Annotated in this window: 16 protein-coding genes and 1 tRNA gene; 3 read left to right on the top strand and 14 right to left on the bottom strand. The window is 32.9% G+C overall.

Features of this window, described 5'->3' with window-relative positions; all coding sequences use genetic code 11:
• Positions 1–204: 204 nt before the first annotated feature.
• The 14 genes from JHL15_RS09695 to holA all read right to left on the bottom strand — a co-directional run bounded on the left by JHL15_RS09695 (position 205) and on the right by holA (position 16,173).
• A complete protein-coding gene (locus tag JHL15_RS09695) occupies positions 205–2,355 on the bottom strand; it encodes a DEAD/DEAH box helicase (protein ID WP_200245381.1) in 2,151 nt (716 codons plus the stop codon).
• Entirely contained in the window at positions 2,352–3,668 is a 1,317-nt protein-coding gene (locus tag JHL15_RS09690; protein ID WP_200245380.1) for an ATP-binding protein, read from the bottom strand. The genes JHL15_RS09695 and JHL15_RS09690 overlap by 4 nt, the downstream gene beginning before the upstream one ends.
• Positions 3,661–5,136: a tellurite resistance TerB C-terminal domain-containing protein gene (locus tag JHL15_RS09685; RefSeq protein WP_200245379.1), complete on the bottom strand. Its 1,476-nt coding sequence runs from the start codon at positions 5,134–5,136 to the stop codon at positions 3,661–3,663. The genes JHL15_RS09690 and JHL15_RS09685 overlap by 8 nt, the downstream gene beginning before the upstream one ends.
• Positions 5,137–5,205: 69 nt before the next feature.
• The gene (locus JHL15_RS09680; protein ID WP_200245378.1) at positions 5,206–6,225 is read right to left on the bottom strand and encodes a TerC/Alx family metal homeostasis membrane protein; all 1,020 of its coding nucleotides are present in this window, start codon (positions 6,223–6,225) and stop codon (positions 5,206–5,208) included.
• Between the two features lie 7 nt (positions 6,226–6,232).
• Positions 6,233–7,744, bottom strand: coding sequence for a helix-hairpin-helix domain-containing protein (locus JHL15_RS09675; protein WP_200245376.1), 1,512 nt, complete (start codon positions 7,742–7,744; stop codon positions 6,233–6,235).
• Between the two features lie 4 nt (positions 7,745–7,748).
• The gene (locus JHL15_RS09670; protein ID WP_200245375.1) at positions 7,749–9,227 is read right to left on the bottom strand and encodes a PP2C family serine/threonine-protein phosphatase; all 1,479 of its coding nucleotides are present in this window, start codon (positions 9,225–9,227) and stop codon (positions 7,749–7,751) included.
• The gene (locus tag JHL15_RS09665; protein WP_200245374.1) at positions 9,228–10,271 is read right to left on the bottom strand and encodes a TerY-C metal binding domain-containing protein; all 1,044 of its coding nucleotides are present in this window, start codon (positions 10,269–10,271) and stop codon (positions 9,228–9,230) included.
• Positions 10,272–10,281: 10 nt separating this feature from the next.
• On the bottom strand, positions 10,282–10,920 hold the full coding sequence (locus tag JHL15_RS09660) for a vWA domain-containing protein (protein WP_200245373.1): 639 nt from the start codon (positions 10,918–10,920) through the stop codon (positions 10,282–10,284).
• A 2-nt stretch (positions 10,921–10,922) separates the two neighbouring features.
• The gene (locus tag JHL15_RS09655; protein ID WP_200245371.1) at positions 10,923–11,561 is read right to left on the bottom strand and encodes a vWA domain-containing protein; all 639 of its coding nucleotides are present in this window, start codon (positions 11,559–11,561) and stop codon (positions 10,923–10,925) included.
• Between the two features lie 6 nt (positions 11,562–11,567).
• Positions 11,568–12,239 (bottom strand): TerD family protein, encoded by a 672-nt coding sequence (locus tag JHL15_RS09650; protein ID WP_200245370.1) that lies wholly within the window; start codon positions 12,237–12,239, stop codon positions 11,568–11,570.
• 5 nt (positions 12,240–12,244) lie between these two features.
• The gene (locus tag JHL15_RS09645; RefSeq protein WP_200245369.1) at positions 12,245–12,820 is read right to left on the bottom strand and encodes a TerD family protein; all 576 of its coding nucleotides are present in this window, start codon (positions 12,818–12,820) and stop codon (positions 12,245–12,247) included.
• 632 nt (positions 12,821–13,452) lie between these two features.
• A tRNA-Ser gene (locus JHL15_RS09640) sits at positions 13,453–13,537 on the bottom strand.
• A 227-nt stretch (positions 13,538–13,764) separates the two neighbouring features.
• Positions 13,765–14,706 carry a thioredoxin-disulfide reductase gene (trxB, locus tag JHL15_RS09635; protein ID WP_200245368.1) on the bottom strand — a complete coding sequence of 314 codons (942 nt, stop codon included), beginning with the start codon at positions 14,704–14,706 and terminating at the stop codon, positions 13,765–13,767.
• Positions 14,707–15,135: 429 nt separating this feature from the next.
• Positions 15,136–16,173 carry a DNA polymerase III subunit delta gene (holA, locus tag JHL15_RS09630; protein WP_200245367.1) on the bottom strand — a complete coding sequence of 346 codons (1,038 nt, stop codon included), beginning with the start codon at positions 16,171–16,173 and terminating at the stop codon, positions 15,136–15,138.
• 6 nt (positions 16,174–16,179) lie between these two features.
• Here holA and JHL15_RS09625 point away from each other — a divergent pair, with 6 nt between their 5' ends.
• The 3 genes from JHL15_RS09625 to JHL15_RS09615 all read left to right on the top strand — a co-directional run bounded on the left by JHL15_RS09625 (position 16,180) and on the right by JHL15_RS09615 (position 18,158).
• Positions 16,180–16,614 (top strand): type I restriction enzyme HsdR N-terminal domain-containing protein, encoded by a 435-nt coding sequence (locus JHL15_RS09625; protein WP_200245366.1) that lies wholly within the window; start codon positions 16,180–16,182, stop codon positions 16,612–16,614.
• A gap of 236 nt (positions 16,615–16,850) precedes the next feature.
• Complete coding sequence (locus JHL15_RS09620; protein WP_200245363.1) at positions 16,851–17,462, top strand: HAD family hydrolase; 612 nt, start codon at positions 16,851–16,853, stop codon at positions 17,460–17,462.
• 189 nt (positions 17,463–17,651) lie between these two features.
• Positions 17,652–18,158, top strand: a complete 507-nt coding sequence (locus JHL15_RS09615) for a hypothetical protein (protein ID WP_200245362.1) — start codon at positions 17,652–17,654, stop codon at positions 18,156–18,158.
• Positions 18,159–18,209 lie beyond the last annotated feature (51 nt).

Genomic DNA, 18,209 nt, shown 5'->3' with positions numbered 1-18,209 from the left:
CGGAGATAGGTAAAACCGAATTACTTATCTTAGAAATGTTGGTTTTTGATTCATTTTGCTAAATCAGATATAAGAAAAATATATTTAATAACTTCTCTTATACTCTTAATCTCGTACTATTTTGTTGACAATCCATAGAGCAATTCATAAATAGATGATAATTTACAATTTAATATGAGTAAATAATAAATCCATCATAATAAATTAGTCAACATCATGTTCATTGAAAACGTAGTCAATTTTATTTAAGAAAGTGAAACATTCATCAAAATTATAAAGTTTATTTTTTAGTATTTCAGCTTGAAATCTCAGAGGTAAATAAGCACCCCATTTTGAAAAATTAATCATACTCGGATTTCTTTCCAAATGTTTATATAAAATTTGGTTAATCTGATCGTCGTTTAATTTTGTTGCTTTAATTTTTTCTAGTAGATCTAATTCAGAATGCTTGAATTGAAATATTGAGCAGCTTTCATCATATCTATAATCAATTCCGATTTCCTCAAATAGTAAACAAATTGTTTTGTTGATTTGCGATCCTGCAAAAGAATAAAAGAATATATTATCATTACTGTTTAATAATGGTCGTTGTTTTTTTACATTAGTGACCTTAAATACTGAGAGTTCGACACGAAAATACTGTAGAACAAGTTGGCCGACCTGATCTAAAAAATCATAAACTTCTTTAGAAAATAGAATTTCCAACATTTTTTCTCTTATCAAATGTGCTGTATCAGCTGCATCGCCAAGAAAAAGAGGTTTTCTGCCATCTTTTGCAGGAATAACTTCTATCTTTTTAGATTCAAAATCTATATACTTAATCTTCCAGATTTTTGCGGATAAATATACATTTTCATCTTCTCTAACCTGTGGAGTAAGTGGCAATTCTCCGATTTTAACGCCATTGCTTGAAACCTTAAAAAAAGTTGGCGTATGAAATAAACTGTAAAAATCTTTATTATTAACCACTTTTTCACCTTCAACACCAATAATATATTCATTGCCTAATTTTTCAAGAAAATCAATTTGATTAAGGTGATTGATGATATCTTTTACTTCAATTTCTGTGATGTTGCTAAATGTTGGGTTTTTAGCTATCTTATCTAAAAGCTCAACTAAATAAAGTCCTGAACTTCCTTTTACAATCGATAGAATTTGATGGAGCAGTACATCATATGGCTTTTCAGTGACTTGAATCGGTTCAATATATTTTTCGGTGTAAAGAAGCCAGCAAGCAATAGACTGCAAAAGACTCCATTTATCAGTTGAATAAAGACACAGATTACTTGATTTATCTTCTCTTCTTCCACTTCTTCCGACTCTCTGTATTAGTGATGCGATACTATTTGTTGCATCAATCTGCACCACTTCATCTACATTTCCAATATCAATTCCTAACTCTAAGGTGGAAGTACAGGAGATGCAGAAATTTTGTAAACTGGCATTTTTCGCAAAAAATTCTACATATTCACGAACTTCTTTATCAACAGATGAGTGATGAGAAAAGTAATTTTTATGACCACCCACGCGCTCAGAGATCATTTTAAGTTTTACAGCGACTTCTTCTACTCTTCCTCTAGCATTTGGAAAAACCAAAACTTTAGAATCATGGGTTCTGACATATAAATCCTTCAGAAGATCAAGAGGTAATTCTGTGACAGGCCCCGGAAAATATTTGAAAATTACATTAATAGGTTTAGGAGTATTGTCACGAATTATTTTTGTATCCTCAGAATTTCCTAAATAATCTTTTAGCTCTGCATACTCATTAACATCACTTACAGTTGCAGAAAGAGCAACAACTTTAAACCTATTTTCGTTGGCCTGCTGTAAGCGGCTTAAGAGTGATTTCAGATGAACTCCACGTTCTGAGCCTAAAAAGGAATGGATTTCATCAATAACGATGTAGTCGAGCTTAGAAAATAAATGATGAATATTGTAAGGTCTGTTAACAAACATGGCCTCTAAAGATTCTGGTGTTATTAAAACAATGCCTTCAGGATTCTTAATGAGATGATCTTTTTGAGCTTTGGAAGCTTCTCCATGCCATTTAGTAACTTTTATATCGAGATATTCGCATAGCTTTTCTACCCGTACAAATTGATCATTGATTAGTGCGATAAGTGGAGAAATATACAATACTTTAACTCCTCTCTCTTTAAAATTTACTTTGGAAAGAATAGGAAGAAATGCTGCTTCTGTTTTACCAGATGCGGTTTTTGAGATGATAACATAGTTGTTTTCTGTTTGTAATATACGGGGAATTGATGCCTCCTGAATTTTTCGGAGGCTTTCCCAACGTTGATCCCTGATATATTTTCTAATCGGTTCAGATAAAAGGTCAAATGCGGTCATAATTCCTCAATACTATCTAACAGAACAAGATCATTTGGTCTCTCATCAGAAATCTCTATTTCACCGAAAAGACGTTTTTTATCAACTTCAGGATTTTGTCTTATGATATTCAGTATATTCAAAAAGTCTCTGATAACCTCTCTTGGTGTAAGGAATTCTGATGCTCCTGGTTTATTGAACATTTCCTCCATAAATGCAGAAATTTCTTCATCCGTGATGTTAAGTTCTATTTTATAATTGAAATCAAAAATTAGTTTTAATTTTTTTAGCAACACAAAGATTTCATTGTGATCCAAAGGATGTAGTTTAATAACCGGTTGTGCATAATCTCGGATTTTAAGAGTTTCAAATTTGTTGCTTTGAAGTCTGGATTTCAAAGCCTGATAACTAAACAGCCCCCTTTTTTCATTTTCTAGAAATTCTTTTGTTCCCGCAAAATTGATAAATAAATTAGATACTTTGCCTTGAAAACAGTCGTTATAAATGGATAAAATCTTTTCATAATTCTTTTCCCTCACTGCGGAGGTTGAAATCTTATAGAGATTGATGGCTTCATCCAGATTGATCATGAATCCGCTATATCCCATGCTTACAAAAAGTTTACAGAAGTTCTTCAACATATCATAATAATTGGAATCATTAATGATCTCACGGATTCCTAAATCCTGTCTTGCTTCGGTTTTAGTTTTATATTCACCTTTTAACCATTTAAGAGAATTTCTACGCAAAGATTCATCATTAGTAATGTACCCGTTATAATATTTAACAATGACTGAACCGAAATCAAAACCTCCGACTTCAGTAATTTCGTTCACTGTTTTCATGATGGCGTTTCTGATAAGATCTCCATATTGATTGTTGCGAATATCAACCAATGAAATTTTGTTATCCTCTGCAGTTTTAGATATTACCTGTTCAATCCATTTTTCTAGTAAAGTAGGAAGTGCTCCTCCTTCAGGTTTTGTCTGTATGGCAATATTATCCATAATAGCAGAGTAAAGTATTACGCTCTTTCCGTCATTAGAATACAGTCTGTTGTCCGGAGTGAAGTCCGCATTGGCAACAACAAACTTTTGTTTCATCGCTACCGTATTTAGTAAATGTAGCATAAAAGATTTACCACTTCCAAAATCTCCTATCCAGAATTTGACCACGCTGTGACCATTTTTAACCTCTTCTAGCGTTGTGATCGCCGCATCAACTTCTTCAGATCTTCCAACTGTGATGTGTTGAACTCCCACTTTTGGGACCACACCACCTGTCAAAGAATTGATTATTGATGTAGCTTCTTTTGGTTTAATATTATTAATCATGAGTAAGTAGTTTTTTAAAGTATTCTTGGTTTATAGTTAAGTATTCGTCCTCCTCTTCTATAAGTACATCGTCAAGCAGCTCAAAACAAATTTCGTTAATTGACTCTATTGCTGCTCCAACAAATAATTGTCTGGATCTCATATAATCTGAAAATTCTGAATAAAGAATAGTAAAACTATTCTTTTCAAATAAATCTAAAACATCCTTCTGAATGTCATTGAAGTTTAAATCTGCTTCGTATTTAATAATTGTATCATCAGATGTATTAGCTATGCTAAAAGCTATATTTTTATTATCATCCTCTCTAGACTCTGAATGCAGATAATCATTTTCTTCATCATCACTTAAAATATCACCTAATTTTTGGGTAATTTCCGAGTCTAATCTTTTTACATGCTCAATAGCTTCGGTATCGATGATGATTTTTTTTCTTTTAGGTAAATATATTTTGTTCAATTTTTCAATACATGAGTTTAAATCTCTGTTGCGAACAAATTCATTGACAATAGATTCAAACTCGGTAAATTGAGTAACATTAGTGAATAAGCTTTTTTGGATTGTTTTATTGAGCTGCCTATTATCAAACTTTTGTGAGTCCAGATCCTTATCTAAATAATAAACATACAAACGGAGTGCAGAATTTTTATCAAAAACAGAGATAAATTTTGAAGCCTCAAAATACAAACTATCAACCGAAGGATTATTGATATTTACTTCTGCCAATCTAGCAATCTCTCTTTCAAAGGATACTGCATTCGTATAGTCTGATTTAATGAGTTCAAATTTGGTTTTCCATCTGTTTGTATTTGTTTCATTTAGAATTAGATTGGTTCTATAATCGGCATCTAAAATTTGATGCTTATGATTTTCAAGAAAAACCTCTGCTTTGGATACTATTTTCTTATTAAATTTATCTAGGATTTCCGGCTTTGTATATTTAAAATCAATATTAATTTTACGTTTTATTTCATAAAAATCCCGTACACTATTTTCACACAACTTCAGAAGATGGTTGAAGATATCTGATTGTATTGATTCGGATGTATATTTATAATTTAAGCTGTCATTTTTGTAATTGTATTCTAAAACAATGATAATTTCAGTCAGTTCATCAACAACTGTATGATATGACCTATTAATAGGTACACATTCTTTAAACAAAAAGTCTGTAAGTCGCAGAAATTGTTTTAAGATTTGAACTCTGCAATATTCTATCTCATTAAAAACATTAGTATTAAATGATAATCGGTCAAGAAGAGTACATTGAACATCATCAAGAGTCAATTTCTTCCTGTATTTACTACCTAGCTTATAAGAATCAACTTCATAATTATATGATTTACTGCTAAGATCCTTACCCAAAATTTCATTTTCTAAATCATTATACTGTATTGGAATCTCTTCCATTCCAGACACATCGGTAATAAAGTCACTGTTGTTATTTTGAGATGAGATTTGTCTTTCCATGGCTATAGTTTTTGTGAGTATGTCCTTTTACATTCTTACGTAAATGAATAGGACATTACTAAAATAAGATTATTTGACTATATCATTTTCTTTTTTCTCTGGAAGCAAGACTGACAGTAAAACGGAGACTATCAAAACTCCGCCTACAATTCCCAATGAAATTGGAGATGATATATGATACCAAGGCGCAATCAGCATTTTAACCCCGATAAAAGCTAAAATAATTGCTAATCCATACGGTAATTTGCTAAACATATGAATAAAATTTGCTAAAAGAAAGTAAAGTGATCTTAACCCTAAGATAGCAAATATATTTGAAGTATATAAAATGAATGGATCATTGGAAATTGCAAAGATCGCAGGAATAGAATCAACTGCGAAAAGTACATCTGTAAACTCAATAACAGCTACAACTACCAAAAGCGGAGTTGCCATTTTTATTCCGTTCTGTACGGTGAAAAATTTATCACCATCATAGTTATCAGAAACTTTCCAAAAACTTTTGATCAGTTTTGCACCTGCCGTATCACTGTAATCTTCGTCATCATCATCGCCGCCATCACCCCATGATTTGATTCCTGCATAAATAAGGAACAAACCAAAAAGTGTCATTACAACATTGATTTTTAGAGTGTGGCCGAAAATATTTATTTCAGGTAAATAGGTCAAATCAATTAATTCAACTCCTACAAAAATAAAGATAGCCCTGAAAATTAAAGCTCCGATAATTCCCCAGAATAAAACTTTGTGATGAAGAAATTTAGGTACTTTAAAAAAACCAAAAACCAAAATGAATACAAAAAGATTATCTACTGAAAGAGCTTTCTCAATCCAGTATGCAGCCTGATATTGCGTAAATTTTTCTAATGCCAGGGTATGTCCTTCCGTCTGGTTGAAAACCCAATATACAACACCGGAAAATACCATTGATAAGGAAATCCATACTATTGACCATATGGTAGCTTCTTTTGAAGAAACTTCATGTGCTTTTTTGTTGAATACGCCAAGATCCAATAAAAGCATGATAACTACTACGATTGCAAAACCAATTACTAAACCGGGATGTAAATCTAAAATATTATTATTCATTTGAATTTTATTTGTTTGTTAAAGTAATATACATTAAACGACCTCCTTCTTCATCCGAAAGCATGATTTTTTTACCATCCGTAAGCTCTACCATTGAGTTAACAGGTATGATTTTGTCTTCAGTGAGGTCTTTCATATTTGGTAAATTTTGATTTACTAAAACCCATTTATTTTGGTAAAATGTAAAATAGCCTACAGGTTTTTTATCAAAAGGAGTTAAACTTTCATTGCGGATGACTTTTTTTGAAACATGCCACTTGAAAAGATACTGATTGTGATAGACCATCAATCTATGGTTTTCAGGTTTCCAGACATTATCCTTAAATTTATAGTAGAGATCAACTACTGGTAAAGTTCCTTTGTGAGGAGTTCCGCAGAACGGACATCTTGGTTTTGATGTATTATCAAAAACATACCATTTTTCATCACAGTTAACATTAGTGCAAGGTTGGATGAGATCAACAGTTTTGAGTAAAGCTGTTTCCCATTCATTCGCAATTGGGCGAAGTAAAGGATTATGCAAACCATCGATAAAAGCTTTTTTAAATAATTCGCTTAAGTAAGGACCCGTAGCTGTGTATGGAATTTTACTAGGGTCGCCCCAAAATAAATTCCATTTTTTTAAATGATCCACTTTTACGCGGTTGATCTGATCTGTGGGATGCTCTACAAAAACTGCTTTTTCACCCATCGATAAAACCTCATCTTTTTCAGACTCTAAATCCCAAACTTTTCCACCTCGCAAAGGATGTCTTCTTAGTAGATACATATAAATAAGAGTTGCTAAAGCATGTAAATCTGTCTTCTGATTTGGCAGTTTTCTACTAGGATCTTGTAGTTTCAAATGCTTTGTGCTTAGAACTTCTGGCGCTATAAAATCAGCAGTACCAATGACTTCCGGAGGATAAAGACCGTGAACCACTAAACCATCTATATCTATAATATTAGCAGATTTTGTTATTGGATCAATCAAAACATTGTTATAAGATAAATCAGAGTGGGCTAAACCCATTTGATGTAACTTTTTAACTCCTCTACATAAATTTATACTAATCTGAAAATAACTTAACCAGTCTCCAAGTTCTGATTTATCTAAAACTAGAGGGTATTGCTTATTTCTAAAAGATGGGGCAGTAAACCAAAGTCCTTTTTTTTCGGTTCCTTTAATATTGTCACTAGAACTGTATCCTTTATTAAAGAAAAATTTGGAATCATAAATTGGAACTATTACACCTATTTTTTCATCTTTTTCAACAGCGTCGTAAGGCCATCTATACAAAAGATTTAAATAATAATCTGAACTATGTCCATTTTTAATATTTTCCAGGTAAACTGTTACAATCTTTTTAATCCGTTCTTTTTGATTAAAGTCTAATAAATCTCTGAAAAATGCTACTACATATTTTCTGCCCGGAGCGAAATAAACATCTTTTACTCCACCTTTGATAGGATTTCCATCATCAACATATTCGTATGTTTTTGAAGAATCTATGATTGATTTAACCTTTACTACACTCATAATATTAATAAATTACAGCTAAAGTTCGGTCGTCATGATTTCCTTTGCTCCAGAAATCCATCCATACAGACAACTGATTTTCAATATCTGAATCTTCCACGAAATCAACTTTTGTTTTGTCTTCATTTTCACCATTTAAATCCCTTAGAAAATTTTTCCAAGTCTCAAGATTTTCTAGCTTACTTTCTACAACAAATTTTGGATCGTAAATTCCATCAGTCATCAGAAAGAATTTTGAAAAATCATCAATACGGTTGATTGTAAAGCGATTAACCATATCGGGTCTGCTGAAAATTTCCGGCATTGTAATAAATCGAGTTGCACCGCTGCTTTCTCCAACATCCAGGAAATTGAGCAACTTCACTTGCGTATTTTCTTTATCAATAACGTTGATAGGACAGTCTCCAACGCCAAAACTTAAAACGACGTAGCCTAAATCAAATTTTTTCACCAAAGAAAATATCAAGGTTGTATGCAAATCTTTCATTGCAACACCTTCTTCGATGGCAAATATCGCCAATTGATTGTGCAAATTTTTCACATTTTGATACAATGAATTGATGATAAAACTTTTACTCTTGATTTTTTCACCTTCGCCAGAGCCCAGATCAATCAGATTTTCTGAGTTATTTTGCTCCTCTGATATCTCAGCCTCTGACGAGTTTTTGTGTACTTCGCTTTCAGTTTTAGCAAAAGTATTTTCGTCAGAGAAATACATAGTAACAGCTTTTGACAATTCATTTAAAAGAGACTCATTCTCAAAACTTTTAACAATAAAATCTGTCGCAAATTGAGATCCGGCGCGGGCTAATCTGGCTGATCCAGCACCATCTGCAAGTGCAACAATTGCCCAGCCATCTGGTAAATTTTTCACAAGAAAATCATCATCTCTGAAAGTACCTTCGTGGGCATGTGATCTTCCTCGTTTCGAAGAAACGACAATTTTTTTGTCTAAAAATTTTGATTTAAAAGTGATATTATCTTCTTTTGGAAATCTGCTGTCTTTCGGGCTTGGCTTGCTAAGCCACAAATCTTTCGGATCTGCATTCACAATAAACGGAATGGTTTTTATGTCTTCATGCAAACTTTCGTCAATACTGCTGAAAAAGATAATCTGAATTTCTATCGTACTGGCATTGGTTGGTATTCCATGAATACATAAATTTTCTGCATCAAAATTCAGACCTACAGCATCGAGATTTTTAATTTCTTTAATTTTAATAGAAGGATATGCAGAAAGATCAAAAGTGTAGCTATATTCCTTTTTTACATTAGCATTTGGAACAGTAAAATAGCTCTCCTTGAATTCCTCTTTCTCTTTATACATAGTAAAAATTTGTAGTATTTGTGTCTTTATATTTTTTATCGATTTAGATAATTCATAGATTTTTGCATTATCTGTTAGTTTCTCAATAGTGATGTCAACTATTTTATTGTTTTCAATTTGATACTCTTTTAAAACGTCCAGTAATAAACTTTTCATCTAACCTAATGTTCTGTTAATATCAAATCCTCCTTCGGCCATACCATATTGACCGGTGTTTCCACACCATGGACATTTCGCCACTCCATCACCCTGAATACAGTGAATGCCTCCGCAAACACAGGTTGCCAATGCAAAACTATTTCCACAAGAAGGGCAACTCGGATTTCCGTAGATTTCCTCACTTGATATTTTATTAGCATTAGAAATCCCTTCCGAAAATTCTTTGTAAGAATTTTCATCAATTTTATAGGCTCCCTCAATTTTATAAAATCTTGTATCAAAACCTGGAACTCGTGATTCCTGTAATGATTTTTTAAATTTTAATAAATAAAGTTTATCATTTTCAGAACATTTTCCGTTGAGTACAACAAAATTATTGTCTGGCACAGAGTAATTTTTGTTTAAATCAATCTTTTCAATAATTTCAGAATTCGATTTACTTAAATTAATACCATCCGTATTGTTGTTATTGATATTTTCACTTGTAGCTCTGATCGAGGCCGTTACCCATTTAAAAAATTCTTTATAGGAATTGCTGTCGGTATTATTAAATATTAAAACCTGATCAGATAGTTTGCCTAAAAGATTCACATTTGTATTGTCACCAATTGAAATGATAATCAAGTTAGATTTCGTTCGATAATCTGCATTCCATCTGTCAATTGCTCTTGTAGAATCATCTGTTGGGACACCATCAGTAAATAAAAATATGACGGGTTTCCAGTCTCCTTTTCTTTCATAGGTGGTTTTTACAATGTCTTTATCGATAGAATTCATCAGTTCATCCAATCCTTTTGAAAGAGAAGTTCCGCTTCCGATCGGTATTTTTGGAGGATAAAAAGTGATGACATCCTGCAGTGGAGTTATGATTTTGCTTCTTCCGGCAAAACCAATGATGGAAACCCAAACTGTTTCTAAAGCGTAAGGATCTGTTTTTAATTCTTTGATGATATCTGCAATTCCCTCCTGAACTTGCTCTATAGGCTCTCCTACCATCGATTCTGATACATCGATGAGGAAATAAATTGGTAATCTTCTCATGTTTTAGTTTTTAAACAATAATATTCAATTCACTTGGCGGTGGCGGTAAAGTCATACTTTCTCCTATTCCCTGAGTTTTGCTTCCCATTTCAATTGAAGAGCTAACCCATTGGAAAAAGGTGGTTAAAGTATTAGCATCAATATTATCCAGCTTTACTACATTGTCTGTAAGTTCCATCAAGTCATCAATTTTAGCATCTGGTCCAGCAGCACAGCCTACAATTACTCCAAAATCCAAATCTTTTATTTTTGAGATATTTTCTTTGTACCTGAGCTTGTCTGAAGGTTTTCCGTCTGTGAAAATAAACAGGAGAGGCTTCCAGTCTCCTTTTCTGTCTGCCGCACCTTTAATTAATTCCCGATGAACTAAATCGGCCACTAATTCTAAGGCAAGACCAGTATGGGTGGGGCCACTTTCAGGACATTTAATTTCTACAGGATGGAAGCTTGCTAAATCTGTCAACGGAATGATATTATTTGCTTCTCTATCAAATGTAATGACGCTGATGTACAAAGAATCCATAGCCTGCGGATCTGAACGAAGCATACTTACCAAACCATTGAATCCATTATTTAGTGCTGCAATTGGCTCACCTTTCATCGATCCGGAAGTGTCTAGTAAAAAATAGGCTAATAATCTTCTGTTCATAATTATGCTACAATTACCAACTCAGACGGCGGTGGAGGAAGTTGATCTAATCCAGTCACTTCTTTTCCGGACTCTTCTACTTTGGTTGAGGTCGTGGAAATTGAATCTGTCACCCATTGAAAAAACTTGCTGATACTTTCAGAATCTGCATTATCCAATCTGATTACTGATTCTGTAATTTGTTTCAGAATTTTATCATCGGCTCCATTTCCCACAGCACACCCCACAATCAGGCCTTTATTTACGGATTTTAGTTTATTAAATCCGCTTTGCCAATCGTCTGTTGGTACACCATCGGTCATAATAAAAGTCATTGGTTTCCAGTCTCCTTTTTGCTCAAGAGTTGTTTTGGTTACTTCAGTGCTTAATTTATCCGCAAGAAGTCCTAAGGCAGCGCCTAACGAAGTAGTACTTGATGCTTTGATATCAACCATTTGGAAAGATGCCAAATCTGTAAGTGGTACAATTTGCTTGGCCTCACTATCGAATGTTATAATACTTACATATGCTGTTTCTATGGCTTGAGGGTTTTGACGCAAAGAATGCAGCATCATCTGAACTCCATTTCTTACGGCTTCAATAGGCTCTCCAGTCATTGAACCTGAAGTGTCTAATAATAAATACACAGGTAATCTTCTCATTATAAATTATTTATAGGCATATTTTGCTAAAATATCAACGAAATTATCAGTCTGTCCCGGCTCACCAAGAGCACGGAATTTCCAATCTCCGTTATGTCGGTAAGCTTCTGCGAAAACCATAGAACACATTCCGCTAATAGAAGCATCCCCAGATAAACTATATTTGGTAATTTCTTTTCCTTTGGAATCTACAGCTCGTATGAAAGCATTTTCAACCATTCCAAAATGTTGATTATTTTTTCTTCCCTGATAAATCGTAACTACAAATAATATTTTTTGATATTTTTGATCTAATTTCTCTAACTGTACAATAATTTGTTCATCATCACCGTCTCCAGCACCAGTACGGTTATCTCCTGTAAGCCAAATGTTTCCGCTTGGATGTCTCATTGAGTTGAAATAGATCACATCACCTCCATACAAAGCAACATTTCTACCTGATACAGATGCCGTCCTTCCAAGATCTGCAACTTTACCATTAGCATCAAGTAAAAATGCAATTGCATCCAAATCATATTCCTCTTCTTTACCACCAAATAATTTCCCTAAAAAACCACCTTGTTTTTGACGGACATCCCATCCCAAACCGATTGTCACTTGTGAAAGGTCATAAATGCTTTCTCCCTTATCATTTTTTCTGAGATCAATGGTCTGACCTTTCTGTAAATTTATAGCCATGCTTGTTATTTTATTATTTGTCCTTTGTAATATTTTGATAAGAAAAACGCTAAGTCCTCACGATATCCAATTCCTGAAGCTTCAAATTTCCACTGATTATTTCTTTTATAAAGCCTTCCAAATTCTACTGCTGTTTCTATAGAAAAATCTTCTCCTAATTCATATTTAGCAACTTCCTGTCCGGTACTGTCATCGACAATTCGTATATAGGAGTTACGTACCTGTCCGTAATTTTGTTTACGATCATTAGCGTCATGAATTGTAACTACAATAAGAATTTCATTAATTCTAGGGTCAACTTTTGAAAGATCTACTTCAATGCTTTCATCATCGCCATCTGCACTGTTTCCTCCTGTGGGATCGTCACCTGTATGTCTCAAAGAACCGTCAGGCGAATCTGTATTTCCGTAAAAAATAAAAAAAGGTTCAGAAGGAATTTGTCTTTGCTCATCGATCATAAATGCTGAAGCATCAAGATCAAATTCGAATCCGGTACCTTCGTTAGGATCCCATCCCAAACCTATTGTAAGTTTATTAAGTCCAATGTCAATTTTTTGACCTTTCTGTAAATTGATAGCCATGCCGTTTAATGATTTGATTTTTTGTGGTTATTTATATTTAATAAGTTTTTCTAAATATAATTTAATTTTCAATAACTTTTCTATTTTCAATTTAAATGAGACCAATTATTCTTAATTCCATATCATATTAACAATTAGCTCTCAATTAGGCTTCAAATATAGATTCTTAAATCCTAATTTTTTTACGGGAATCCGTAATACGAGATATTTTAAAATGGTTTTAAAAATAAATTCTTAAAATACAGCAATCATTTGAACATACAAAGAGCCCCTAAATAGTTCAGAACTTTATAGTGGTTGCTGTAATTTGTCTAACTCCTAAATTTATATTCTATTACTTTCCGCTTGATAAAATTACTTTTAAAACTCAATAACTATTTTTGATTTTTTATAAAAAGTATACTTTAAGTCTCTATAACTTTAGATTTTAAAGATTAATAATTTATTTAGAAATTTTTAAACCTACAAGATGCTAAATTGATGAACAAGGGTGTTTATTTTCTAATTAGTGAGTAGAAAATACAATTTCAAGTACTCATCATATTATCCATTTTAATTTGATTTTATTTGGTATACTTTGAAACTTTAAACAAAAAAAAGCCTTAGAATCAATAATTCTAAGGCTTTTTCTGCGGAGAGTGAGGGATTCGAACCCCCGGACCTGTTACAGTCAACAGTTTTCAAGACTGCCGCAATCGACCACTCTGCCAACTCTCCTTTAACTCCAGTTATACTGTCGTTTTCAGTGGTGCAAATATAGAGCGTTTTTTAATTCTGGCAAAATAATTTCCAGATAAATTTTAACAAAATGAAATAATCCACTAGAAATCAACCCGATTATTTTCCGTTAGCTCTGTATTAGTCTATGAAATCTCATAAAACAGGATAAAAAATAAACGCATCATTTATGATGCGTTTACTCATATATTGTATCAATTTCAGTATTAATGTAGCTCAGCCAGATACTTTTCAGCATCCATTGCTGCCATACATCCACTTCCTGCTGCTGTAATTGCTTGTCTGTAGATATGATCCTGAACATCTCCAGCAGCAAAAACTCCTGGTAAATTTGTTCTTGTAGATCCCTTTTCAGTTTCAATATATCCGTTTTCATCAAGATTGATCTGATCAGCAAAAATATCAGTATTGGGTTTGTGACCAATCGCAATAAAAATTCCGTGAACATCAACCGTAGATTTTTCCTGAGTTTCGTTGTTGATAACAACCGCTCTTTCTACCAGATTGTTTTCACCTTCAATGCCAATTAATTCATGGCGAAATTTCACTTCAATGTTTGGTGTGTTCTGAACTCTGTGAATCATCGCTTTTGAAGCTCTGAACTCATCTTTTCTTACCAACATCGTTACTTTATTCACTAGTTTCGCAAGATAAGTTGCTTCTTCTGCTGCTGTATCACCAGCTCCTACTACGACAACATCTTTTCCTCTGTAGAAAAATCCATCACAAGTTGCACATGCAGAAACTCCTCCTCCATTATATTTCTTTTCGTCATCAAGACCAAGATATTTTGCTGTAGCTCCCGTTGAAATAATTACCGTTTTTGCTAAGATCTCTTTGTTTCCAGCGAATAGTTTATGAACACCTCCAACTTCTTTAGAAAATTCCACTTTCGTGATCATTTCATAATGAACTTTGGTATCAAATCTTTCTGCCTGTTTTTGCAAATCCATCATCATTTCAGGACCTGTAATACCTGCAGGATATCCGGGAAAGTTATCAACCTCCGTTGTTGTTGTTAATTGTCCGCCTGGCTCTAAACCCGTATACAATTCAGGTTTCAGATCTGCTCTTGCTGCATAAATTGCCGCTGTGAATCCAGATGGCCCTGATCCAACTATTACACAATCTAAAATGTTTTGCTCCATAATTTACTTTTCAAAAAGATTAAAATTAAAGTTCGCTAATTTCGTAATTTTTAATGTTTTATTAAAGGAATTTTAATGATACTTGTCAATAATCAATATGTCGGTTGTCGATGAGAACATTATCTGTTTCGGGATGCGGGTTTCGAGGTACGAGAGGTGAAATTGCTAAATCGTGAAATTGCAAAATTGCTGAATCGCGAAATCGCTTTTACATAGGTAGAAACGAGCAATCTTCTATTTCTTAGTTTTGTAAAATTGCAAAATCGCGAAAAGGTAAAATTGCTTTTATCTCAGCCAATAATAGAAAACCTTCACCCTTTAACCAAACCTACAACCCGAATCCCGACCTGGCAACTCGAATCTCAAACTCCGAAGCCCGAACCTCGCAACTCTTCACTTTCAACTTTCAACTCTCCACTTTCAACTAACTCAAACTTTCATCTTAAACTTATCCACATGGATAATCTTATATACCAATTCCTTGATCAATTCTGCTTCGCTCATATTCACAGCTCCCAACCCTTTTCCTTTCATATCAAATTCTCTTAAAATAGAAATGACTCTCGTCGCATGTTTTAAAGGATATAACCTGGCACTTTCTGCAAAATCTTTGATAAAATAAGGATTAATACCCATTTGAGATGCAATAACCTGTGGGGGTTGTCCAGCCATTGTCTGATAAATAATAACATTTGAAAAATAGTTATATAGACTTGCAAGCATCATTACAAAAGGATTATTCTTGGGATTCTTCCCCATAAAATGGGCAATTTTAAATGCTGCATTGGCATTCTTTGTTCCCAACGCTTTTTGAAGCTCGAAGACGTTATATTCTTTGCTGATACCAATATGGTTTTCTATAATTGTTCCATCCAGAACTTCACCTTCTTTAAGGATGATCTTTAATTTACCAAGTTCATTGGCAATTCTGGATAGGTCATTACCTAAATATTCGGCTAAAAGGTGTGAAATATTGGGTGCAGTCTTAATTTTTAGCTGACTACATTCATCTGCAATCCATTTTGGAAGATTATTATCTCTGATCGACTCACTTAGGAAAAGTGCTTTAGCTTTATCTAAGGCCTTTGTTACTTTTTTTCTGCTATCGAGTTTCTTATGTTTGTGGGCAAAAACCAGAACTGTTGAGGGTACCGGATTTTCTACATAAGCTTCCAGAATTCTGTTTTCTTCTTCATTAAGCTTTAAATCCTGAGCCTCTTTTACGATGATCACCTGCTTGTCTCCCATCATAGGAAACTGTCTGGCCAATGAAAGAACTTCCTGATAAGAAGTGTCTTTTCCGTAGGTCACCGTCTGATTAAAAGCCTTTTCATCTTCTTCCAAAAAGTCGTGTTCAAGAGCCTTTATAGCAACATCAATAAAATAAGGTTCGTCTCCGTGGAAAAAATAAATCGGTAAAACTTCTTTATTTTTAATATTTTTGAGGATTAAATCTAATTCTTTCATCTTTTAATGGAACTTCCAAAACTGAATTTTCAGGAAACTTTTGATTTTAAATTCAAGAAAGACAAAGATAAGTTTTTTATTTATGATTTAGTTCGTAAAACTTACCTTTTGCTTACCCCTGAAGAATGGGTAAGACAGCATTGGATACATTATTATCTCACTGTAAAATCTTATTCTGTATCTGCTTTGATCACAGAAAAAAAGATTGTTTTAAATGGTCTTACCAAAAGAATTGACCTGCTCATCACAGAAAAAGCACAGCCTAAAATTTTAATTGAGTGTAAGGCTCCGCAGATTAAATTAACAGAGAAAACTTTTGAACAAACCGCCCGATACAATTCAATTATTGGTGCTAAAGAAATTATCCTTACAAATGGTCTTCAACATATTAATGCTTATTTCGAAAATGACCAGTATCAGTTTTATAAAGCAGATAATTGATTGATTAAAAACAATACTCCTATTGAGTTAACTAATAATTCATAATTTTAAAATACATCTGATAGCTGATATCATTTTAAATTTCTATAAATTTAAGCTACATTAATTTTAAAGCCTCAATAAAGGAATGCATAAGAATCTTTGAAAATCTATGATTTTCGTCTTATGTGATCTTCTTATTTTTCAAGATGTAGGCTTTGGATTTTTTTTCTTTAAATAAAAAGTCAACAGTTATTATGAGTATCAGGAACATTATATTCGATTTTGGAGGCGTTCTTATGGATTGGAATCCAAGATATTTTTTCAAAACCTATTTCAATGATGATGATAAAATGGAATACTTTCTCACCCATATTGCCCAGTCAGAATGGAATGAAGAGCAAGACAGGGGCAGAAGTCTTATGGAAGGAACCGATATCCAGGTTCAAAAATTTCCGGATTGGGAAAAAGAATTAAGAGCTTATTATGACAATTGGCATGTCATGCTGAAAAGTGATATTCCACAAAATGTAGAGGTACTGAAAAAGTTAAGCAAAACAGATTACCACCTTTATGGACTCACGAACTGGTCTGAGGAAACTTTTCCTTATGCTTTGGAAAATTATGATTTTTTCCAACTTTTTGGAGGTAAAATCGTTGTTTCAGGAACAGAGAAGCTGATAAAACCTGATCCTAAAATCTGGCACTTATTACTGGAACGTTACAATATTCAAGCTGACGAATCAGTTTTCATCGATGATAATCCGAAGAATATAGAAATGGCAAAAACCTTAGGCTTTCATACTATTCAGGTTTTTCCAAAAACTAATCTGGAACAGGAACTGATTGATTTGGGATTGAGAATTTGATAAAAATCTAATTAATAGTATTTTATTACTCCTCATTGTAAGTTATTTCATTAATTTAGATGAGGATTTTTTATCTCTCTCATTGTGAATTGAAGGTGAAACAATCTTATGACCTTAACCACTAAATAAAATCTTATTGTTAAAATCAATTTTACATATCCTATTTTGAAATCTCAACCGAAAAAAATAATGAAAATAAAGATTGCTCTTGTCCTACTTTTCTTCCTAACATCAAAAGTTTATTCTCAATTCAATGAAAATAAACAATCTTATTACAATCCTATCGAAAATAAAACTTATCAAACTGAACATGGTTTTAAAACTTATCAGGATGGCAAAGAAATAAATAATGCCTCACGTGGTGAGAAAGAGACCAAATTAGAAAAGGTTATCCTTTTAAGTTCAAACGCAGATTTTGAAGGTTCTGTATCTACTAAAGATATATCAGAAGTAGTAAGCAAAACTGATAAAATTTTTAATGACCTATTCAAAAACTCAAAAAAATCAGGAAAGATAATGGTTCAATTTGAGCTAAATACAAAGAAAAATGATATTCAGTTTGCTGTAATGGATGATTTAGATTTAGATATCATGAAGATATTCGAAAAGAAAGTTAATAAAGAAAAATATCCAAAATCTAAGAATAACTCTATAAAATTTCAATTAATTTATAAAGTTAATTCTTACAATGATTAAACAAATATATCATTCTAATAAATTCATTTTTATATTCAATAACAATTAATA

This window comes from Chryseobacterium paridis (assembly GCF_016595215.1).
In the GTDB taxonomy this organism is placed as follows: Bacteria; Bacteroidota; Bacteroidia; order Flavobacteriales; family Weeksellaceae; genus Chryseobacterium; species Chryseobacterium paridis.
Note: the sequence above shows the minus strand (reverse complement) of the source record. Positions and strands in the feature narration are given on the sequence as shown.